This is a genomic window from Pseudomonas sp. NPDC087614 (genome assembly GCF_044743485.1).
GTDB classification, from domain to species: Bacteria; Pseudomonadota; Gammaproteobacteria; order Pseudomonadales; family Pseudomonadaceae; genus Aquipseudomonas; species Aquipseudomonas baetica_A.
Genome location: NZ_JBIUWN010000095.1, coordinates 1 through 17991, shown reverse-complemented (window position 1 = coordinate 17991; position 17991 = coordinate 1). Strand labels below are relative to the sequence as shown.

The following is a 17991-nucleotide window of genomic DNA, read 5'->3' as shown; positions in this document are numbered from 1 at the left end:
TTGCCCGGGTGGTATTTGCTCTGTTGAAAAACCAGAGCGAATACTCCCCTAAAGCGGTTTAGGGGCTAGGCATGAACCATAGAATCTCCCACATTTTGGAATGCGTTCCCCCTGTGGGAGCGGGCTTGCTCGCGAAAAGGCCGGCATTATCAACACCTATCTTTCGCCATGGTTCTTCTGAAAGGTCTCCTCCCCCATCGCCGCTATCTGCCCCTCGATCAACGCTTCAAACGGCTTGAGCAATGGCTCAAACGAGGCCGGTGCTTCCAGCGTGTGCAATGCCTGCACAATCGCCTCAACCGTCGACAACGCTCCCGGCCCTGGGGCCTTGCGCAACCGATAGCGCGACACCCCGCCCTCTGCCAGCGTCACCCGTGGCAACGCCGCCAGCAGCGGATTGAGATGGAGCATTTTGCGCGCCTTGCGCCAGGTGCCATCGGGCACGACCAGCAACAGCGGTTGATCAGACTCACCATAGGCCTGCATCACCTGCGCATCGTCCGCCGGAAACAACAACCGCGCCTGATAGCCCGGTTGATTCAACAGCGTCGGTAAATCCTCGAACACCTCACCCACGATCAGCTCGGCGTTGGTCAAACCCAGCGCCGCCAAGCGCGCAGTATTGAGCGCATGATTGACCTCGCTGGGATGCTGCAACACCAACACTCGGGTGCGGCTATCGAGACGCGGAATCAGCGCGCACAGGCAATGGGTTTGTGGGCGCAGGCAGCGCGGGCATTGGGGTCTGGACATACTTCTTTTCCTTCGAGCTACGCCTGATTGAGCTGGGCTTTGAGCAAATCGCGGAACGTCTGAATCAACGGCTCGCGGCTTCGGCCACGGCGCATGATCATCGAAAACGGCGCCTGATAACCGAAAGTCGCTGGCAGCAACACGCGCAAATCACCCTTGTCGGCCCAGGCCTGAGCGTAGTGTTCCGGCAGATACCCGATGTAGGCGCCGGACAGCACCAGAATCAGCTGCGCTTCCATACTTTCCACGGTGGCGGCGCTGTGTTTGAAGCCGTGACGTGCCAGTTCCGCCTGGCTCCAGTAGCCGCGACCGACCATGCGTTGCTGAGTGATGACTTGCTCGGGAATGCGCCGTTCGTTGAACAACGGGTGGCGACTGCTGCAATACAGCCAGTGCTGCTCGCGGTACAGCGGCATGTAGACCAGACCGCTCATGCGTGTGGAGAACGCGCCGATCGCCAGATCGAGGCGGTTGTCCTGTACGCCGAGTTGCAGTTCGTAAGGGCTCATCACCGACAGGTGCAAATGCACCGCCGGGTGTTCCTGGCTGTAGGCGCCGATGGCTTCGGCGAACGGCAGCGCTTTGTCGCTGACCGTGGAATCGATCACGCCGAGGTTGAGTGTGCCGCGCAGTTCGCCCTTGAGCGCAGCGGCGTATTGCTCGAAACCTTCAAGTTCGCCGAGCAGGCGCAGGGTTTCCTGATGGAACAGCTCACCCTTGCTGGTCAGGCTGAAGCCGCCACGGCCGCGATGGCACAGCACCAGACCGAGCGCGGCTTCGAGCTGGCTCATGTAGGTGCTGATCGCCGAGGTCGACAGGTTGAGTTCCTGCTGCGCGTTGGCGAAACCCTGATGACGCACCACGCTGACGAAGATGCGCAACAGTTTCAGGTCGGGTAAAGCGTTGGCCATGTCTACTCCAGGTTTGTGTCGACACACCGTAAATGTGGGAACGGGCTTGCTCGCGAAAGCGTCGGGCCATCCGACATCCACGTTGCCTGACACACCGTATTCGCGAGCAAGCCCGCTCCCACTGAGGCGCCATGTTCACCCCGGTGAACGACAACGAGTCTATCTTCAGCCTCGCCGTTAGTTTAGAAAAATCTGAACTAAGTATTTGCCCGTAGCGATTCTTCCCCACCCCTGCATTTCGCAGAATCGGCCCACAGCGGTGCCCGCCAGCCGGCGCGCCGACATAAATAAAACAAGACGATGAGGCCCTACCCGTGGACAAAATTCTTCACCAACCACTGGGCGGCAACGAAATGCCGCGCTTCGGCGGCATCGCCACCATGCTCCGACTCCCCCATGTACCGAGCGCTGCCGGCCTGGACGCTGCCTTCGTTGGCGTGCCGCTGGACATCGGCACTTCGCTGCGCCCCGGCACCCGCTTCGGGCCACGTGAAATCCGCACCGAATCGGTGATGATCCGCCCTTACAACATGGCCACCGGCGCCGCGCCGTTCGACTCGCTGTCGGTGGCCGACATCGGTGACGTGGCGATCAACACCTTCAACCTGCTCGACGCCGTGCGCATCATCGAAGAAGCCTACGACAACATCCTCGAGCACAACGTCATCCCGATGACCCTGGGTGGCGACCACACCATCACCCTGCCGATCCTGCGTGCCATCCACAAGAAACACGGCAAGGTCGGTCTGGTACACATCGACGCCCACGCTGACGTCAACGATCACATGTTCGGCGAGAAAATCGCCCACGGCACCACCTTCCGTCGCGCCGTCGAAGAAGGTCTTCTGGACTGCGATCGTGTGGTGCAGATTGGTTTGCGCGCGCAGGGTTACACCGCTGACGACTTCAACTGGAGCCGTGATCAGGGTTTCCGCGTGGTGCAGGCCGAAGAGTGCTGGCACAAGTCGCTGGCACCGCTGATGGCCGAAGTGCGGGAGAAAGTCGGCGGCGGTCCGGTGTACCTGAGCTTTGACATCGACGGCATCGACCCGGCCTGGGCGCCTGGCACCGGCACCCCGGAAATCGGCGGTCTGACGACCATTCAGGCGATTGAAATCGTTCGCGGCTGCCAAGGCCTCGACCTGATCGGTTGCGATCTGGTAGAAGTTTCGCCCGCTTACGACACCACCGGTAACACCTCGCTGCTGGCCGCCAACCTGCTGTACGAAATGCTCTGCGTACTGCCTGGCGTAGTTCACCGCTGAGGGTCGGGTCATGAGCGAACGTGATCAGGTATTGAAAGCGGCCGCCGAGCTGGTGTGCGCCTTCGCCCGTAACGATCGCGAGGCTTACTTCGGCGCGTTCAGCGCTGATGCGAGTTTCGTGTTCTACACCCTCGAACAGCCGCTGCTGTCGCGCGACGCCTATCAGGCGTTGTGGGACAACTGGCGCGCCGAGGATGGCTTTGAAGTGCTCTCGTGCACGTCGAGCAACGCCTTCGTCAGCCTGCAAGGTGACGTGGCGATTTTCATCCATGACGTGGCCACCGAGCTGCGCATGCAAGGGGAGCAACACTTCAGCCAGGAGCGCGAGACGATTGTTTTCAAGAAACAAGCGTCGAGCCTAGAACAACAAGGCCTTTGGCTGGCCTGTCATGAACATTTATCCGCGATGCCGGAAGGGCTGCCATCCCCTTAGCCAAACAGGTGACGCTCACGCACGATGCGCGCGCCTTTATGATCGGAGCAGATCATGAATAACAACAACAACGACCAAAGCCTTACGCAAATTGAAACCCACGGGGTCGAACAGATCCCGGACAACGAACGCACCGCAGGCCCGACGGATTTGTTCCGGATGATCTTCGGTGGTTCCAACACCTTTGCCACCGCCGTGCTCGGCAGCTTCCCGGTGCTGTTCGGCCTGTCGTTTCAGGCTGGCGTCTGGGCGATTGTCTCGGGCGTGCTGCTGGGCTCGCTGATCCTCGCACCGATGGGCCTGTTCGGCCCGCTCAATGGCACCAACAATGCCGTGTCGTCCGGTGCGCATTTCGGCGTGCACGGGCGGATCGTCGGCTCGTTTCTGTCGCTGTTGACCGCCATCGCATTCTTCTCGCTCTCGGTGTGGAGTTCGGGGGATGCGCTAATTGGCGGTGCGAAACGCTTGATAGGCTTGCCGGAAACCGACCTGACCCTGGGTTTGGCCTACGGCCTGTTCGCGATCCTGGTACTGACCGTGTGCATCTATGGCTTCCGCTTTTTGCTGTGGGTGAACAAGATCGCGGTATGGAGCGCCAGCCTGCTGTTTCTGCTGGGCGCGGTCGCTTTCGCCGCTCCTTTCGACGCGCAATACGCCGGCACGGTCAGTCTCGGTCAGCCCGGTTTCTGGGCCGCGTTCATCGGCGCCGCACTGGTGGCCATGAGCAACCCGATTTCCTTCGGCGCGTTCCTCGGCGACTGGTCGCGCTACATCCCGCGTGACACCTCCAAGCAGCGGATCATGGCCGCCGTCGTGCTGTCGCAGATCGCCACGTTCATCCCGTTCCTGTTCGGCCTGGCCACCGCGACCATCGTCGCGATCAAGGCGCCGGACTACATCGCGGCGAACAACTATGTCGGTGGTCTGCTGGCGGTGTCGCCGAGCTGGTTCTTCCTGCCGGTGTGCCTGATTGCGGTGATCGGCGGCATGTCCACCGGCACCACATCGCTGTATGGCACCGGGCTGGACATGTCCAGCGTGTTCCCTCGCGTACTGTCGCGGGTCAAGGCGACGTTGCTGATCGGCGTGCTGTCGATTGCCTTCATCTTCATCGGGCGCTTTGCGGCGAACCTGGTGCAGAGCGTGTCGACATTCGCCGTGCTGATCATCACCTGCACTACGCCGTGGATGGTGATCATGATCATCGGCCTGCTGGTGCGTCGTGGCTTCTACTGCCCGGACGACCTGCAAGTGTTCACGCGCGGCGAACAGGGCGGACGCTACTGGTTCAGTCACGGCTGGAACTGGCGTGGCCTGGGCGCCTGGATCCCGAGTGCGGCGGTCGGCCTGTGCTTCGTCAACCTGCCGGGGCAGTTCGTCGGCCCGCTGGGTGAAATGGCCGGCGGCATCGACATCAGCCTGCCCGTCACCCTCGGCCTGGCTTCGGTGGTGTACCTGACGCTACTGCGCCTGTTCCCGGAACCGCGCGACGTGTTCGGCCCGCAGGATGCCCGAAACCAGGGCGCAAACGCGCCGGCTAAAGCGTCGTTGCGCCAGGCCGCCTGAAGAAACACATAACCCCTGTGGGCGCGGGCCCGCTCCCACAAGGGCAAATCGATTCGAGCCTCACATAAAAAAGACAATCGGAGACACGCCATCATGGCTTTGGATTTAATCGTCGTACTCATCTACGCCGCCGCGATGCTGATTCTGGGCTATTACGGCATGCGCAAAGCCAAGACCCACGAAGACTATCTGGTCGCCGGTCGTAACCTGGGCCCGAGCCTGTACATGGGCACCATGGCCGCAACTGTACTGGGTGGCGCGTCCACCGTCGGCACCGTGCGTTTGGGTTATGTGCACGGTATTTCCGGGTTCTGGCTGTGCGCAGCACTGGGTTGCGGCATCGTTGCGCTGAACCTGTTCCTCGCCAAGCCACTGCTGAAACTGAAAGTGTTTACCGTCACCCAGGTGCTGGAAAAACGCTACAACCCGATGGCTCGTACCGCCAGCGCCACCATCATGCTGGCCTACGCCTTGATGATCGGCGTGACCTCGATCCTGGCGATCGGCACCGTGTTGCAAGTGCTGTTCGGCTTGCCGTTCTGGATGTCTGTGCTGCTGGGTGGCGGCATCGTCGTGATCTATTCGACCATCGGCGGTATGTGGTCGCTGACCCTGACCGACATCGTCCAGTTCGCCATCCAGACCGTCGGCCTGATGTTCCTGCTGCTGCCGATCTGCCTGTACCGCGTCGGTGGCTGGGATCAACTGGTGGCGCAATTGCCGGCCGCCAGCTTCAGCTTCACCAGCATCGGCTGGGACACGATCATTACCTACTTCATGATCTACTTCTTCGGCATCCTGATCGGTCAGGACATCTGGCAGCGTGTATTCACCGCCAAAAGCGAGAAAGTTGCGAAGTACGCCGGCACTTCGGCCGGCATCTACTGCATCATCTACGGCCTGGTCTGCGCCCTGATCGGCATGGCTGCACACGTCCTGATCCCGGATCTGGACAACGTCAACAACGCCTTCGCCGCCATCGTCAAAGTCTCGCTGCCGGACGGCATCCGGGGTCTGGTGATCGCTGCTGCACTGGCCGCGATGATGTCCACCGCCAGCGCCGGCCTGCTCGCCGCATCCACCACGCTGACGGAAGACCTGCTGCCAAAACTGCGCGGCGGTAAACAATCCAGCGTGGCCGTCAGCCGCCTGTTTACCCTGTTGACCGGCGTTGCGGTGCTGGGCATCGCACTGGTGGTCAATGACGTCATCAGTGCCCTGACCCTGGCCTACAACCTTCTGGTCGGCGGCATGCTGATTCCATTGATGGGGGCGATTTTCTGGAAACGCGCGACCACCGCAGGCGCGATCAGTGCGATGACCCTGGGTTTCGCCACCTCCTTGATCTTCATGTTCAAGGACGGGATGGACGCCAACTCGCCGATCTATTACAGCCTGGGTATCAGCCTGGCAAGTTTCGTGCTGGTCAGCCTGTTCTCGCGCCGCCCTGCGATGGTGGCGAGTGCGCTATAAGCTTTGATGTAACCACTTGATGCTTTCTTCGACGGGTGTGGCGTCGGTTGCCACACCCGTTTTTTTTCGTTTTAAGGAATGTACTGATGAAGATTGTTTCTCGCGATCAGTGGTTCGAAGTGCAAACCCTGAGTGACGGCATCCGCCTGATTCACGAGCCGTACATCCGCCCGTTCTACCGCTGCAACCTGTGGCACGTTCAGGGCCGCGACAAGGATTTGTTGCTCGACAGTGGTTCAGGGCTGGTCAGCCTGCGCGAGCAACTGCCATGGCTGACCGAGCGGCCACTAGTGGCCGTGGCCAGCCATTGCCATTTCGACCACATTGCAGGCCATCACGAGTTTGCCGAGCGGCTGGTGCACCCTGCCGAGGCCGACATCCTTGCCGCGCCGGATGGTGAAAACGATTTGAGCCGAGCTTTCGTCGGCGATGACATGTTCGAAGCACACCCGGATTGTCCGCTGTGCTACGCCGAATATAGGGTCAAAGCGGCACCGGCGACCGGGTTTGTCGAAAACGGGGATGTGCTGGATCTGGGCAACCGCACGTTGCAGGTGCTGCACACGCCGGGGCATTCGCCGGGCGGGATCAGCCTGTTTGAAGCGGCGACACAAACACTGTTCAGTGGCGACATCATCTACGACGGGCCGCTGATCGAAGACGCCTACCATTCGAATCTGGACGATTACGCCGCCAGTCTGCGACGTTTGCAGGCGTTACCGATCCGTACCGTGCATGGTGGACACTTCGGCAGTTTTTCCGGTGAGCATTTGCGCTTGATGATTGACGAATGGTTGCGCCGACATCAGTGAGGCCTGCTGTAATCAAGCAAAACAATGACTAGAACTGTTTGCCATGAGAAGAGCTGCCGTGCGTGCCGCTGTGCATCGGTTCATTCGCCGACTGCTGGAAAACCGCGAATTCGATGACCACACCCGTCTGGTGCAATTGGGACTGGAGAAAGCGGATATCGAGGATCTGATTTTTCATCTGGAGGATGAATTCGGACTGACGGCATTCACCGCCGAAGAAGATCAACTGCTCAAGACTGCGAAGACCGCGAATGACTTGAGCCGGTTTTTACTGATGATTGCGCGGCACTGAATGCAAAAGATCGCAGCCTTCGGCAGGTCCCACACCGCTCTGTGTGGGACCCGCCGAAGGCTGCGATCTCTCGATCAATTAATGAGGCATTACCGCCGACGCGGCTGACGCCGACGCTGTTCGTCGTCTGTGCGAATCGGTACCGGTTGCAGAGGCGGTTCGATCAAGCCGAGGGCAACACCCAAATCGTGCAGCCAATTCTGAATTTTCTCTTTCATCGTAATGCCCCCTTCAGGGTGGTGCCGAGCGACCGGAATTCTGGGGCCGCCTCGCACTGATAATAGTCCGAAGTCCTGCGCAATGCTCGGCCTAATCCGCAATGATCTGTTACTGAATAGAACAGAATCCGTTGCCATCGGTTCAAGCCGTTTCACGGGTTTCAACCAGAGCCGCAGGATAGACGGCCTGCTGCACTTCAATCCACGCATTGAGGTTGGCGCCCAGCATGCCCTTGCGCCACATGAGCCACGTTGTCGCACGCTCGAACGGTTCGGCCAGCGGATGCACCGCGACGCTCTCGCGCCCAGGCAAACTGGCCAGCATCGACTCCGACATCAGCGCCACACCGCTGCCGGCAATCACGCAGGCGAGCATGCCCTGATAGGACTCGATCTCCATCGCCCGTCCCATCGCCGCATGCGAGTGAGAGAACCATGCCTCCAGACGCATGCGATAGGAGCAACCCTGGCGAAAGGTGAACACCGAGCGCCCTTCTACATCCCGCGCACTGTAAACCGGCGGATGATCAGCTTCGGTAATCAGCACCAGCCGCTCCTCGCACAGCGGCACGCCGTCGAGCCCGGCCAGTTCGAGCGGGCCGTCCACCAGCGCGGCATCCAGACGTCCGGTAAGCAGGCCTTCGAGCAGTTCACCGCTCGGCGCCGACTGCACTTGCAGGTTCACCGCCGGGTATTGCTTGTGATAACGCGCCAGCAACGCCGGCAGATGGATCGCCGCCGTGCTGTACATGGTGCCGAGCACAAAGTCCCCGGCCGGTTGTCCGCCCATCACCGCCGCACTGGCCTGATCCCTTAGGGCAAAGAGTTTGCCGGTGTAGTCCAGCAGGACTTTTCCCGCAGGCGACAGTTGCAAACGCTGACGCTCACGAACGAACAATTCGACACCCATTTGCTCCTCGAGCTGTTTAAGCCGAGTCGACAGGTTCGATGGCACGCGATGCAGCCGTTCGGCCGCGCGAGTGATCGAACCTTCCTCGGCAACCGCCTGAAAGATCCGCAGTTGGCTGAACTCCACAACCTTTCTCCAGAACAGAACAAGTTAATCACTATTATTCAATTTTAAAGAAAGTCAATCAGTCCTAGCCTGACGGTCGTTACTCTTTCAATGGAATCCAGACCATGTCGCCGCTGATTCGCTTATCCGCTTGTTTCGTTGCCCTGATGCTGGCCATGGGCATCGGGCGTTTCGCCCTCACTCCACAAATGCCGCACCTGCTCAGCGAGGGACAGATCGACCTGACTGCCGCCGGTCTGATTGCGGCGGCCAACTACCTCGGATACTTGCTCGGTGCCGTGGACGCGATGTTTGCCCACCGTCCGCAACAGGTTCAGCGCCGACTGCACGGCGGTCTGTGGTTGTGCGTGCTGCTGACACTGGCCTCGTTCTGGGCTGACGGCTTCTGGTCGCATCTGGTTTTGCGCTTTGGCACCGGCGTGGCGAGTGCCTGGGTCTTGGTGATGATCACCTCGCTGAGTCAGCCGCTGGCGGCGGCCGGTCGTCCACGGCTTGGGGCCTTGGTATTTGCCGGACCGGGGCTGGGGATTTTTCTGACAGGGTTGCTGGCGCTGGTCTCACATCTGCTGAACCAGACGTCCGCGACGTTGTGGCTGATTTATGCCGCAGCCGCGTTGGTAATGATGCTGGGGGTGTGGCGCCTGCTGCCGCAACCAACCGCCGCCAAGACCATTGCGGCAACCTCCGTCAGTCCGTCGAGTCGTGGCATTGGTCGGTTGGCGCTGATTTACGCACTCTACGGCCTCGGCTACATCATCCCGGCCACATTCCTGTCGCAGATGGCCACCGCGCAGTTTCATGGGCAATGGCAGGCAGATTTGCTCTGGCCGTGCTTCGGCCTGGGCGCGGCCATCGGGGTGCTGCTGGTGAGTCTGCGCCGTCACGATCCTCGGACCACGCGTCACTGGTTGATGGCGACGTTGTGGCTGCAAGCGGCCGGTGTTTTTGCCTGCCTGTCGGGCAGCGGTTGGGGCCTGGCACTGGGCGTCATCCTGTGCGGCACGCCGTTCCTGGCCTGCATGCAGCTAGTCATGCAACGCTCGCGGGAACTGGCGCCCCACACCATCCAGCGCAACGCTGGCATGCTCACCGCTTGCTTCGCCGTCGGCCAACTCAGCGGCCCGTTATTGGCCGCGTTGAGCAGCCATTTCAGCGGTGGCTTGCAGCCGGCGCTGGTCATCGCCGGATGCGGTTTGTTGATTGCCGGCGGACTGGCGATGCAATCGACTACTACTGGCCGAGCGCTTTGCGCAAACGCCGACGCAACCACGGCTCAGCGCTGACGAAAGTGATGCCGAGCAACACCAGTACCGCGCCGATGATGAAGTTCAGGCTCAGTCGCTCGCCGAGCAGCAACACACCGAAGGTGACCCCGAACAGCGGCGTCATGAATGAGAACACCGCCAGATTCGCCGCCAGATAACGGCGCAACAGCCAGAACCACACCAGATAACTGAAGAACGACACCACCAGCCCCTGGAACAGCACACTGGCCACCGCCACGGAGGTCAGGCTGACATGGGTGATCTGGCCGCTGAACAACGCGATCAACAACAGGCCGATGAAGCCGACGATCAACTGATAGAACAGGGTCAGTGTCACCGGAGCATCCGACAGGCGTGAGGCGCGCACCACCACGGTGGTCGCGCCCCAACAGGCGCCGGCCAACACACCGAAGGCATCGCCCAGCAACATGCGACGGTCGATGTTATCCCACGACACACCGCCGGCGAAGGCCAGCACAATGCCGATGAATGCCAACACAATCCCCAGCCACTGCAAGGGCCGCAGACGCTCACTGGCCAACAGAAAATGCACGCCCAGCGCGGTGAAGATCGGCGCGGTGTAGAGGAACACCGACATGTGCGCAGCGGTGGTCAGTTGCAAACCTTCGCTGATAAAGAAGAACTCCAGGCCGAACAGTGCACCGGCCAGCAAACCGCCGCGCCAGGTGCTGCCGACCTGATCCCAGCCACCCTTCCAGCAGATGAGCAAGCCTACCAGCAACGCGGAAATCCCTGACCGCCCGGCTGCCTGCATCACCGGCGCGATATCCGGTGCGGCCCACTTGATCATCACTTGCTGCACGCCCCAGATCAGACACAGGCCGATCATCACCTGCAAGGCAAAACGGTCGGCATTGCGCCGCTCGGCACTCACCGCAACACCTCGAACACACACAACATGGCAGCCATCCAATGGTCAAAAACAGTGCCGAGGATTATCAGTCAGCCAGACAGAAAAAACCGTCCGGAAAAGACATTTAATTCTTCCATTGCGTCAGCAGTGAATGGCTGGTGAAGACAGTGCCTCCCACAGATGTTTGTGTCGAACGCAGGACTCGTGAACGACATCAATCACGGTGGGAGCCGGGCTTGCCCGCGAAGAGGCCCGTTCAGACAATAAAGATCAATGATGCGAATCGCATAACCTGCGAGCCACCGAAAACCCGACAGTACACGCCACAGCGGTGGCAAACGCCCCCCACATCCAATCCATCAACGTCACCTGCACCGACCATCCGCGCAATGTCGCCCAATTGGTCAGGTCATACGTGCCATACGCCACCAGCCCCAACAACGCGCCCATCTTCGCTGCCCGCTGCCAACTCGATGCCGGCAACACCACAAACACCACACACCCGAAAACGTACAGCCAATAAAAAACCGCTGCCGGAACCAGCAGCGGTTTTTCGAGCATCAGTGAACCGAGCAGTTCACGATAGGTCGGCGCCATCAACAGGCCGAGCCAGATGCCGTCGAGCAACAGAAACGTCACCAGCGTGGCGACATAGGCAATCAGCGCTTTTTTCATTCAACCGACCTCAAGTAAGCCCATGAAACATGGGCCACGCAAGGCTCAGGTTAGTTCAATGCGATCGGCATGAATGACGATCTTGCCTTCCTTGTACAGCGAACCGATAGCCTTCTTGAAGTTGCCTTTGCTGACGCCAAACAGGCTAGTGATCAACACCGGGTCGCTCTTGTCGCTGACCGGCAGTGTGCCGGCGTTCTCGCGCAACTTGGCGAGGATTTTCGAGTTCAGGCTGCTGGCCGCTTCCTGGCCAACCGGTTGCAGGCTCAGGCTGATCTTGCCGTCGGCGCGCACTTCTTTGATGAAGCCTTTCTCGATCATGCCGGCGCGCATGAACTTGAAGATTTCGTTCTTGTGGATCAAACCCCAGTGCTTGTTGTTGATGATCGCCTTGAAGCCCATATCGGTGGCTTCGGCGACCAGCAGATCAACTTCCTGGCCCTGGCTGTAGTTGGCAGGGGTCTTGTCGAGATAGCGATCCAGCCGCGCGGTGGCGGTGATACGACGGGTGTGTTTGTCGAGGTAGACGTGCACCACGCAATATTCGCCGGCCGTCATCTGACGCTTTTCTTCGGAATACGGCAGCAACAGATCCTTCGGCAGCCCCCAATCGAGGAACACACCGATGCTGTTGACTTCAACAACTTTCAGACTGGCAAATTCACCCACCTGAACTTTTGGTTTTTCTGTGGTAGCGAGAAGTTTGTCTTCGCTGTCCAGATAAACAAAAACGTTGAGCCAGTCTTCATCTTCGCTGGGAATATCTTTCGGGATATAACGATTAGGCAAAAGAATTTCGCCGTCAGCACCGCCGTCCAGATATAAACCGAAGTTAGTGTGTTTAACCACTTGCAAACTGTTGTAACGCCCGACTAAAGCCATTTCCAGAACCCTCATTGCGTGGGCGGCATTCTACCCGTTTTGCCGTGAACGATGGCCGGCAGATTCCCAGGTTTCAGTAAAATCTGCGCAAAGCCTTGATTTTCCTTGGGCTCGGCTGCGCGGGTTGCCGCTCGTCAGGCCGGTTTGGCGCATTACGGCAGCTCGCCACAGCCCGGCGGGATATAAATGATGTTATTTAAAACAGCAGGTTAGCCGATTATTCCGAGTATTGAATCGAGCGTAATGCCGTCACGGGGCGGGTTATTCCGGGGGATATTTAACAAGCTATTGTCAAGTTATTCCTGTACGATGCCCGGCCGAGTTACTTTTCTACAGGTTAATGGCCGCCATGCGTGTAAAAGCATCCACCAGCAAAGCAAAGCCAGCTCCAGCCGTTGAAACCAGCGAATCGATCAACGATCAGATCGCCGCGTTCCTCAAGTCTGGCGGCGAGATTCAGCAAATTGCCAAAGGCGTCAGCGGCCAGACGTTCGGCCCGTCCAAGCAGATCAGCCTGGGCAAGAAGTAACACCCGGTTTTACCCCCGTCCAGAGGCGCTTTGAGCTTCGAAGCGTCTGGACTGGCACCACGCAATACTCCCCCCGATTAAAACAAACAAATACTCATAAATCGACGAACGGACATCAATGCCGATCATTCGCCGGTATCCTTGCACGCGTCTGGATCAAGCGTTTCAGCAGGCCCGCCGCCCTGCGCTCGCTGTTCATGGAGTGACGCATGCGCAAATCATCCTGTTTATTGCTCTCAAGCCTGATGGCTTGCACAGCTGTGCATGCGCAGGTTTTCCAGCGTGAACTTGGCGACTTCGACCTGAAACTCGACACCACACCCAGCCGCAGCATGGCCCAGGGCCTGGTCAAACCGGCGGTCGCTGGCTCGTTTCATGGCGGGCTCGACCTCAGCCACGACAGCGGCCTGTATTTCGGCCAGTACGCGCCGAGCATGGGCATCACGCCGGGCAAGAACCTCGAAATCGATTCCTATGTCGGTTTTAAACAACCTTTCGATCAAACCCTCGGCTATGAAATCGGGATGATCCACTACAGCTATCCCGAGGTAGACACCCTCGACAGCCAGGAACTGTTCGGTGGCCTGACCCTGCTCGGCAGCCGTTTCGGCATCGCCCTGAGCCACGACCCGGACAAACAGAACAACACGTTGTTTGCCGATCTTGGCGGCAACCAACCGTTCGGCATCGGCGTCAGCATGAAATACACCACCCACCAGTTGAACACGCCCGTGGCCGTTGACGGCGGTTATGTCAGCAGCTTTACCGATTGGTCGGTGAAGCTGTCCCGGCCGTTAATGGGCGTCGATCTCAACCTGATCTACAGCAACTCCAGCCTCAGCGGCAGCGATTGCTCGGCCTACTCCGGACACAACAGCCAGTGTGACGGCCTCGTCACATTCAAGGCCGAGCACGCATTCTATTGAGCGGCTGAACTGCCGGGTTCATTGTGCGTTCACATAAGAATCAGATCCCCAAGGCTGGCTATCGCAAGGATTCGCCCATGTCTCGCTGGTTCAAACATATCGCTACCCTCTTGATCTTCACCCTTGCCCTCGGCGCCTGCAGCCGCGTCGGCCTGGCTTATCGCAACCTCGACGTGATCATCCCGTGGACGCTCAGCGACTACCTGGACATGAACGGCGAGCAGAAAGGCTGGTTCAACGAACGCCTCAAAGAACACCTGAGCTGGCACTGCAGCACGCAATTGCCAGAGTATCTGGACTGGCTCGACCGCCTGCAAACGATGGTTGAAAACAATCAGGTGACCGACACCGCGCTGCAGACACGCACGGAAGAAGCCAAGCAGGCGATTGCTCAAACCGCACGGGAAATCACTCCGTCAGCCATCGAGTTGCTGCAAGGCTTGGATGACAAACAGGTCGCGGAAATGAACAACGCATTTGCCAAGGATTTGCGTAAACGCCAGCGGGAATATTTGAACCCGCCGCTTGCCCAGCAGATCGCCGAACGCGGCGCACGCATGGTCAAACGCCTCAACGACTGGCTCGGGCCATTGAGCGTCAATCAAGAACAGCGGGTAATGGTGTGGTCGACCGCGCTGGGCGACCAGAACACCCAATGGATCGCCAACCGCGCTCACTGGCAGCAGCAGTTCAGTAACGCCGTTGCCCAGCGTAAAAGTACCGAATTCCCACAGCGAATCGAGACACTTCTGGTCAACCGCGAGCGTTTATGGACAACGGATTACCAGAAGGCCTATGCGAACACCGAAGCGCAAGCGCGCTCGCTGGCGGTGGATCTGATGGCCGAGAGCACACCGCAGCAGCGTCAGCGGTTGCTCAAGAAAATCGAAGGGGTGCGTAAAGACTTCAATGACCTCAAATGCCTCAAGGCCGCACAAAAACCTTGAATCAGACCACAAACCAATGTGGGAGCGAGCAAGCCCGCTCCCACAAAGGCTATCAGGCAATCTGCGCCTTGGAAGCCACCTCATCAAACGTCGCTTCATCCAGCGCATCTCCCTGCTCGTCCAGCACCTGCCGCGGATGATCATTTCCGGGAATGCTGCTGTCGATCAGGCTCAGCAGGCTTGATCCGCGTGGCGTCAGAATGAAATTGCTGCCGGTACTGCCCATATGATCCGGGCGCGGTTCGATAAATCCACGATCAAGCAACAAGCCTTCATATTCGCAGGCCACCGTTTTCAGGTGATCCAGATTCTCGATCGGCTCGCCTGCACTGGCTTTCTCGGCCGCATAGTCCTCGGCGTATTTTCGAGGGGCGAAACTTTCGCCAGCACTGTTCTGCACTTCATGCAGCAAGCGTTCAATCAAATCCCAGTTATAAGTCGTCATCCTGATTCAACCTCCGGTGCGCGTGATTTGGGGCGCTGTCATAGCTTGTGACCCGGACACACCGCAGCCGTTCAGCCGCATTTCACGCCGCGACCGACCGGCGGTCTGTCGAATTGATCGAGGGTTAAACGACTAGTCTGACAAAGACGGTTTCAACCCCGCAGGAGAAATCATCATGAACGTCGAGAATCATCAGGTGGTATCGCGCGAAGAATGGCTCGCTGCGCGCAAACAGCATCTGGCCGACGAAAAGGCCTTCACCAAGGAACGCGACCGCCTCAGCGCCAAACGCCGCGCATTGCCGTGGGTCAAAGTCGACAAGGACTACCGATTTCACGGCCCAAACGGCGAACTGAAACTGGCCGACCTGTTCGGCAAACACAGCCAATTGATCGTTTACCACTTCATGTTTGCCAAGGATTGGGAGGAAGGCTGCCAGGGTTGCTCGTTCCTGTCCGACCACATCGACGGCGCCAATCTGCACCTGGCCCACCACGACATCGCCATGGTCGCGGTTTCCCACGCCCCGTTTGAACAGTTCCAGGCCTTCAAGCGGCGCATGGGCTGGAAATTCGACTGGGTCTCGTCAGACGATTCCGATTTCAACTACGACTTTGGTGTTTGCGCCCGCGCTGAAGATGTTGCTGCAGGAAAGGCTACGTACAACTACGAAAAGACTGACAGGTGCCGAGGAAGAAATGCCCGGCCTGAGCGTGTTTTATCGTGATGCAAAAGGCGACATTTTCCACACCTACTCAACCTATGCCCGCGGTCTGGACATGCTGGTCGGTGCCTACAACTACCTCGACCTCACGCCCAAGGGCAGGAATGAGGACGAGATCATGGAGTGGGTGCGACATCATGATCGGTATGAGTCGCCAATGAAGTCTGACTGCTGTCATGACAAAGAAGGTTGAACCCAATCGGAAAAAGCGGGGTTCGTCCCCGCTATCGACGCAGCCAAAAGGTGACTTACCTTTCGGTACGCAAGTTCATATACAAGGATTTGATCAATGCATCCTCGCCGTCCTCAATGTCCGGGACATAAAAGCTCATGCCAAATTCGCTAACGTCAAACCCGTCATCGTCAATGACGGGTTGGATGCCATTACCGCGGAACAGACTCAGTACGGGGAACAGTTTTTCTCCCACCAGTTTGTGTCCCTGCCAGGAGACGCCGCTTCTATCGAAAAACTCCACACCTTTTACTATGTCTTGCTCGTCGTAAAAGACATGCAGGTCGTGACGTACAAATGCATCGGTAGTGTTCAACGAGGCAGCCGTTTTCTTGAACTCCTCGAAATCCCGGCCCAAAATACTGCGCACCTGCATTCTGGACAAGGTTCCACTCAGCGGCCCTACCGCTCCGAACACCTGGAATGAAAAGTCCACCTCCGCTACCTCCTGAAATCGTGCGGATCTAGTTTGGAGGCATACTCCAACATTTGTTTTATTCCTTCATCATATTTATTGCCAAACTTACTTCTGATGTCGTTGATATCCATCTGAATAGCGTCCATCAGGCGACCCTCTTCGAGCAGCGCTTGCTGCTTGTCCCGATAAGCCTTGGCTTCTTCGGAACGACCAAAACTCGCGGTGTTTTTGTGATCCTCTGGATCCATCTTGATGGCAGGACCATCACGACTGCTGATTGGCGCGCCTTTGTAGCATTTCTGAGCAGGACAATGGTGCGAGTCCAGCCCGTCGTTTACTGGCTTACTGGTGTCTTTGTGCGGACCGCCCAATACATCTGCCGGTTCCTTTTTGACGACCGCAACCGTTCTCGTGACGGCCTTCATCCCAATGGACTTGAATTCCCCAAGTACCGCATCGATCAGGAAACGCGTAGCGACAACATACCCATCACCATCGTATTTGTATTCTTCATTACCCCCTTCGTGCTCTTGTTTGGCAGTCTCGTGGAGCTTCGTCAGGTCCTCCTCTTTCTCACCCAGTAATTTCGCGGCCAACTTGATGGCTGCCAGATCTTTCAGTTCGTCGATTTTGTCGCCATACGCGGCGTTGAGTAATCCATTGGCGGTCATGCTCAACAGAAACTTCATCGGCCCCATGACTGCCTGTACAGCAATAACGGTGGCCTGAATTTTCTCGGTCGGCATATCCTTCGTGAGATCAATCAAGTCCAGAACTTGATTCAATGCCAACTGACCATGAGTGATCAGGTTTGCGGGAACCGGAATAGGCGGCAGCGTCATAGTTCCAGGTTTGTCTGGGCCGCTTGACGGATCAGCCGTCATTTGTGGGCAGGTGTTGTTTGCGGTGCAGCTTTCTACCAGCTTTTCGTAATCAGCCGCTTGTTTCGCGAACTCGGACAGCCCTTTCAAAACTGTCTCAGGCAATGATTTTATCTGGTTGGGATCAAGCCCTTGTCGAACGAAGTTCTTGGTGACTGCCAGAGCGCGCTCTTTGCCCAACTCAGTGATCAGCGTTGGAGAAACATCATCAATGTCAACAAGCTGGGCATTGATCGCCTGATTCAGATTTTGCAGAAAGCTGGCGCCCGCCTTGGCTTGATCGAGCATGTTCTTCTTGAAGTTGATGACGTTATCGCCCCAACGCTCAAGCGTCTCCAGCGGATGGCTAACGGCATCAATGGAGGAACTGCTCGCATACAACGTCGTGCGATGATCCTCATCCTTGGTGATCTCATAGGCCTTGTTCACATCAC

19 protein-coding genes and 2 pseudogenes are annotated in these 17991 nt (G+C 58.2%); 11 read left to right on the top strand and 10 right to left on the bottom strand.

Features of this window, described 5'->3' with window-relative positions:
• Positions 1 to 156: 156 nt before the first annotated feature.
• Positions 157 to 753 (bottom strand): DTW domain-containing protein, encoded by a 597-nt coding sequence (locus ACIOWA_RS24690; RefSeq protein ID WP_339430774.1) that lies wholly within the window; start codon positions 751 to 753, stop codon positions 157 to 159.
• Positions 754 to 770: 17 nt separating this feature from the next.
• Complete coding sequence (locus ACIOWA_RS24685; protein WP_090282283.1) at positions 771 to 1664, bottom strand: LysR family transcriptional regulator; 894 nt, start codon at positions 1662 to 1664, stop codon at positions 771 to 773.
• Between the two features lie 314 nt (positions 1665 to 1978).
• Between ACIOWA_RS24685 and speB the strand changes: the two genes are divergently transcribed.
• From speB to ACIOWA_RS24655, 6 genes are all read left to right on the top strand, one after another.
• On the top strand, positions 1979 to 2929 hold the full coding sequence (speB, locus tag ACIOWA_RS24680) for an agmatinase (protein WP_339430775.1): 951 nt from the start codon (positions 1979 to 1981) through the stop codon (positions 2927 to 2929).
• Between the two features lie 10 nt (positions 2930 to 2939).
• On the top strand, positions 2940 to 3362 hold the full coding sequence (locus ACIOWA_RS24675; RefSeq protein WP_339496089.1) for a nuclear transport factor 2 family protein: 423 nt from the start codon (positions 2940 to 2942) through the stop codon (positions 3360 to 3362).
• 54 nt (positions 3363 to 3416) lie between these two features.
• Entirely contained in the window at positions 3417 to 4928 is a 1512-nt protein-coding gene (locus tag ACIOWA_RS24670) for a cytosine permease (protein WP_339430777.1), read from the top strand.
• 93 nt (positions 4929 to 5021) lie between these two features.
• Positions 5022 to 6401 (top strand): sodium:solute symporter, encoded by a 1380-nt coding sequence (locus ACIOWA_RS24665; protein WP_339430778.1) that lies wholly within the window; start codon positions 5022 to 5024, stop codon positions 6399 to 6401.
• A gap of 86 nt (positions 6402 to 6487) precedes the next feature.
• Positions 6488 to 7213, top strand: a complete 726-nt coding sequence (locus ACIOWA_RS24660) for an MBL fold metallo-hydrolase (protein ID WP_401162393.1) — start codon at positions 6488 to 6490, stop codon at positions 7211 to 7213.
• A 43-nt stretch (positions 7214 to 7256) separates the two neighbouring features.
• Positions 7257 to 7505 (top strand): acyl carrier protein, encoded by a 249-nt coding sequence (locus tag ACIOWA_RS24655; protein WP_339430780.1) that lies wholly within the window; start codon positions 7257 to 7259, stop codon positions 7503 to 7505.
• A gap of 89 nt (positions 7506 to 7594) precedes the next feature.
• On the opposite strand, the gene ACIOWA_RS24650 is transcribed toward ACIOWA_RS24655, so the two are convergent.
• Both ACIOWA_RS24650 and ACIOWA_RS24645 read right to left on the bottom strand, forming a co-directional pair.
• Positions 7595 to 7723, bottom strand: coding sequence for a PA1414 family protein (locus ACIOWA_RS24650; protein WP_003184145.1), 129 nt, complete (start codon positions 7721 to 7723; stop codon positions 7595 to 7597).
• A gap of 142 nt (positions 7724 to 7865) precedes the next feature.
• Positions 7866 to 8759 (bottom strand): LysR substrate-binding domain-containing protein, encoded by an 894-nt coding sequence (locus ACIOWA_RS24645; protein ID WP_401162391.1) that lies wholly within the window; start codon positions 8757 to 8759, stop codon positions 7866 to 7868.
• A 104-nt stretch (positions 8760 to 8863) separates the two neighbouring features.
• Here ACIOWA_RS24645 and ACIOWA_RS24640 point away from each other — a divergent pair, with 104 nt between their 5' ends.
• Positions 8864 to 10042, top strand: coding sequence for an MFS transporter (locus tag ACIOWA_RS24640; RefSeq protein ID WP_401162389.1), 1179 nt, complete (start codon positions 8864 to 8866; stop codon positions 10040 to 10042).
• Here the strand turns inward: ACIOWA_RS24640 and ACIOWA_RS24635 are convergent.
• From ACIOWA_RS24635 to ACIOWA_RS24625, 3 genes are all read right to left on the bottom strand, one after another.
• Complete coding sequence (locus ACIOWA_RS24635; protein WP_401162387.1) at positions 9990 to 10919, bottom strand: DMT family transporter; 930 nt, start codon at positions 10917 to 10919, stop codon at positions 9990 to 9992. The genes ACIOWA_RS24640 and ACIOWA_RS24635 overlap by 53 nt on opposite strands.
• Positions 10920 to 11168: 249 nt before the next feature.
• Entirely contained in the window at positions 11169 to 11573 is a 405-nt protein-coding gene (locus ACIOWA_RS24630) for a DUF2177 family protein (protein ID WP_401162385.1), read from the bottom strand.
• A 45-nt stretch (positions 11574 to 11618) separates the two neighbouring features.
• On the bottom strand, positions 11619 to 12455 hold the full coding sequence (locus ACIOWA_RS24625) for a S1 RNA-binding domain-containing protein (protein WP_221733693.1): 837 nt from the start codon (positions 12453 to 12455) through the stop codon (positions 11619 to 11621).
• Positions 12456 to 12795: 340 nt separating this feature from the next.
• On the opposite strand from ACIOWA_RS24625, the gene ACIOWA_RS24620 reads away from it, so the two are divergent.
• The 3 genes from ACIOWA_RS24620 to ACIOWA_RS24610 all read left to right on the top strand — a co-directional run bounded on the left by ACIOWA_RS24620 (position 12796) and on the right by ACIOWA_RS24610 (position 14857).
• Positions 12796 to 12984 (top strand): hypothetical protein, encoded by a 189-nt coding sequence (locus ACIOWA_RS24620; RefSeq protein ID WP_016985943.1) that lies wholly within the window; start codon positions 12796 to 12798, stop codon positions 12982 to 12984.
• A gap of 209 nt (positions 12985 to 13193) precedes the next feature.
• Positions 13194 to 13910: a TorF family putative porin gene (locus ACIOWA_RS24615; RefSeq protein WP_401162383.1), complete on the top strand. Its 717-nt coding sequence runs from the start codon at positions 13194 to 13196 to the stop codon at positions 13908 to 13910.
• A 77-nt stretch (positions 13911 to 13987) separates the two neighbouring features.
• On the top strand, positions 13988 to 14857 hold the full coding sequence (locus ACIOWA_RS24610) for a DUF6279 family lipoprotein (protein WP_401162381.1): 870 nt from the start codon (positions 13988 to 13990) through the stop codon (positions 14855 to 14857).
• Positions 14858 to 14909: 52 nt separating this feature from the next.
• Here ACIOWA_RS24610 and ACIOWA_RS24605 read toward each other — a convergent pair whose 3' ends face one another.
• Positions 14910 to 15302, bottom strand: a complete 393-nt coding sequence (locus ACIOWA_RS24605; protein WP_339430786.1) for a transcriptional regulator — start codon at positions 15300 to 15302, stop codon at positions 14910 to 14912.
• A gap of 175 nt (positions 15303 to 15477) precedes the next feature.
• Here ACIOWA_RS24605 and ACIOWA_RS24600 point away from each other — a divergent pair.
• Positions 15478 to 16219, top strand: a pseudogene (locus ACIOWA_RS24600) (DUF899 domain-containing protein).
• 55 nt (positions 16220 to 16274) lie between these two features.
• Here the strand turns inward: ACIOWA_RS24600 and ACIOWA_RS24595 are convergent.
• On the bottom strand, positions 16275 to 16694 hold the full coding sequence (locus ACIOWA_RS24595) for a hypothetical protein (protein ID WP_003222695.1): 420 nt from the start codon (positions 16692 to 16694) through the stop codon (positions 16275 to 16277).
• 5 nt (positions 16695 to 16699) lie between these two features.
• Positions 16700 to 17991, bottom strand: a pseudogene (locus tag ACIOWA_RS24590) (hypothetical protein); the annotation flags it as partial.

What these genes read in the sequence shown, in the direction of transcription:
- ACIOWA_RS24605 (WP_339430786.1), bottom strand. Translation starts at nt 15,302, where the DNA reads ATGACGACTTATAACTGGGATTTGATTGAACGCTTGCTGCATGAAGTG.
- ACIOWA_RS24690 (WP_339430774.1), bottom strand. Translation starts at nt 753, where the DNA reads ATGTCCAGACCCCAATGCCCGCGCTGCCTGCGCCCACAAACCCATTGC.
- ACIOWA_RS24650 (WP_003184145.1), bottom strand. Translation starts at nt 7,723, where the DNA reads ATGAAAGAGAAAATTCAGAATTGGCTGCACGATTTGGGTGTTGCCCTC.
- ACIOWA_RS24640 (WP_401162389.1), top strand. Translation starts at nt 8,864, where the DNA reads ATGTCGCCGCTGATTCGCTTATCCGCTTGTTTCGTTGCCCTGATGCTG.
- ACIOWA_RS24665 (WP_339430778.1), top strand. Translation starts at nt 5,022, where the DNA reads ATGGCTTTGGATTTAATCGTCGTACTCATCTACGCCGCCGCGATGCTG.
- ACIOWA_RS24670 (WP_339430777.1), top strand. Translation starts at nt 3,417, where the DNA reads ATGAATAACAACAACAACGACCAAAGCCTTACGCAAATTGAAACCCAC.
- ACIOWA_RS24630 (WP_401162385.1), bottom strand. Translation starts at nt 11,573, where the DNA reads ATGAAAAAAGCGCTGATTGCCTATGTCGCCACGCTGGTGACGTTTCTG.
- ACIOWA_RS24675 (WP_339496089.1), top strand. Translation starts at nt 2,940, where the DNA reads ATGAGCGAACGTGATCAGGTATTGAAAGCGGCCGCCGAGCTGGTGTGC.
- ACIOWA_RS24660 (WP_401162393.1), top strand. Translation starts at nt 6,488, where the DNA reads ATGAAGATTGTTTCTCGCGATCAGTGGTTCGAAGTGCAAACCCTGAGT.
- ACIOWA_RS24655 (WP_339430780.1), top strand. Translation starts at nt 7,257, where the DNA reads ATGAGAAGAGCTGCCGTGCGTGCCGCTGTGCATCGGTTCATTCGCCGA.
- ACIOWA_RS24625 (WP_221733693.1), bottom strand. Translation starts at nt 12,455, where the DNA reads ATGGCTTTAGTCGGGCGTTACAACAGTTTGCAAGTGGTTAAACACACT.
- ACIOWA_RS24615 (WP_401162383.1), top strand. Translation starts at nt 13,194, where the DNA reads ATGCGCAAATCATCCTGTTTATTGCTCTCAAGCCTGATGGCTTGCACA.
- ACIOWA_RS24685 (WP_090282283.1), bottom strand. Translation starts at nt 1,664, where the DNA reads ATGGCCAACGCTTTACCCGACCTGAAACTGTTGCGCATCTTCGTCAGC.
- ACIOWA_RS24620 (WP_016985943.1), top strand. Translation starts at nt 12,796, where the DNA reads ATGGCCGCCATGCGTGTAAAAGCATCCACCAGCAAAGCAAAGCCAGCT.
- ACIOWA_RS24610 (WP_401162381.1), top strand. Translation starts at nt 13,988, where the DNA reads ATGTCTCGCTGGTTCAAACATATCGCTACCCTCTTGATCTTCACCCTT.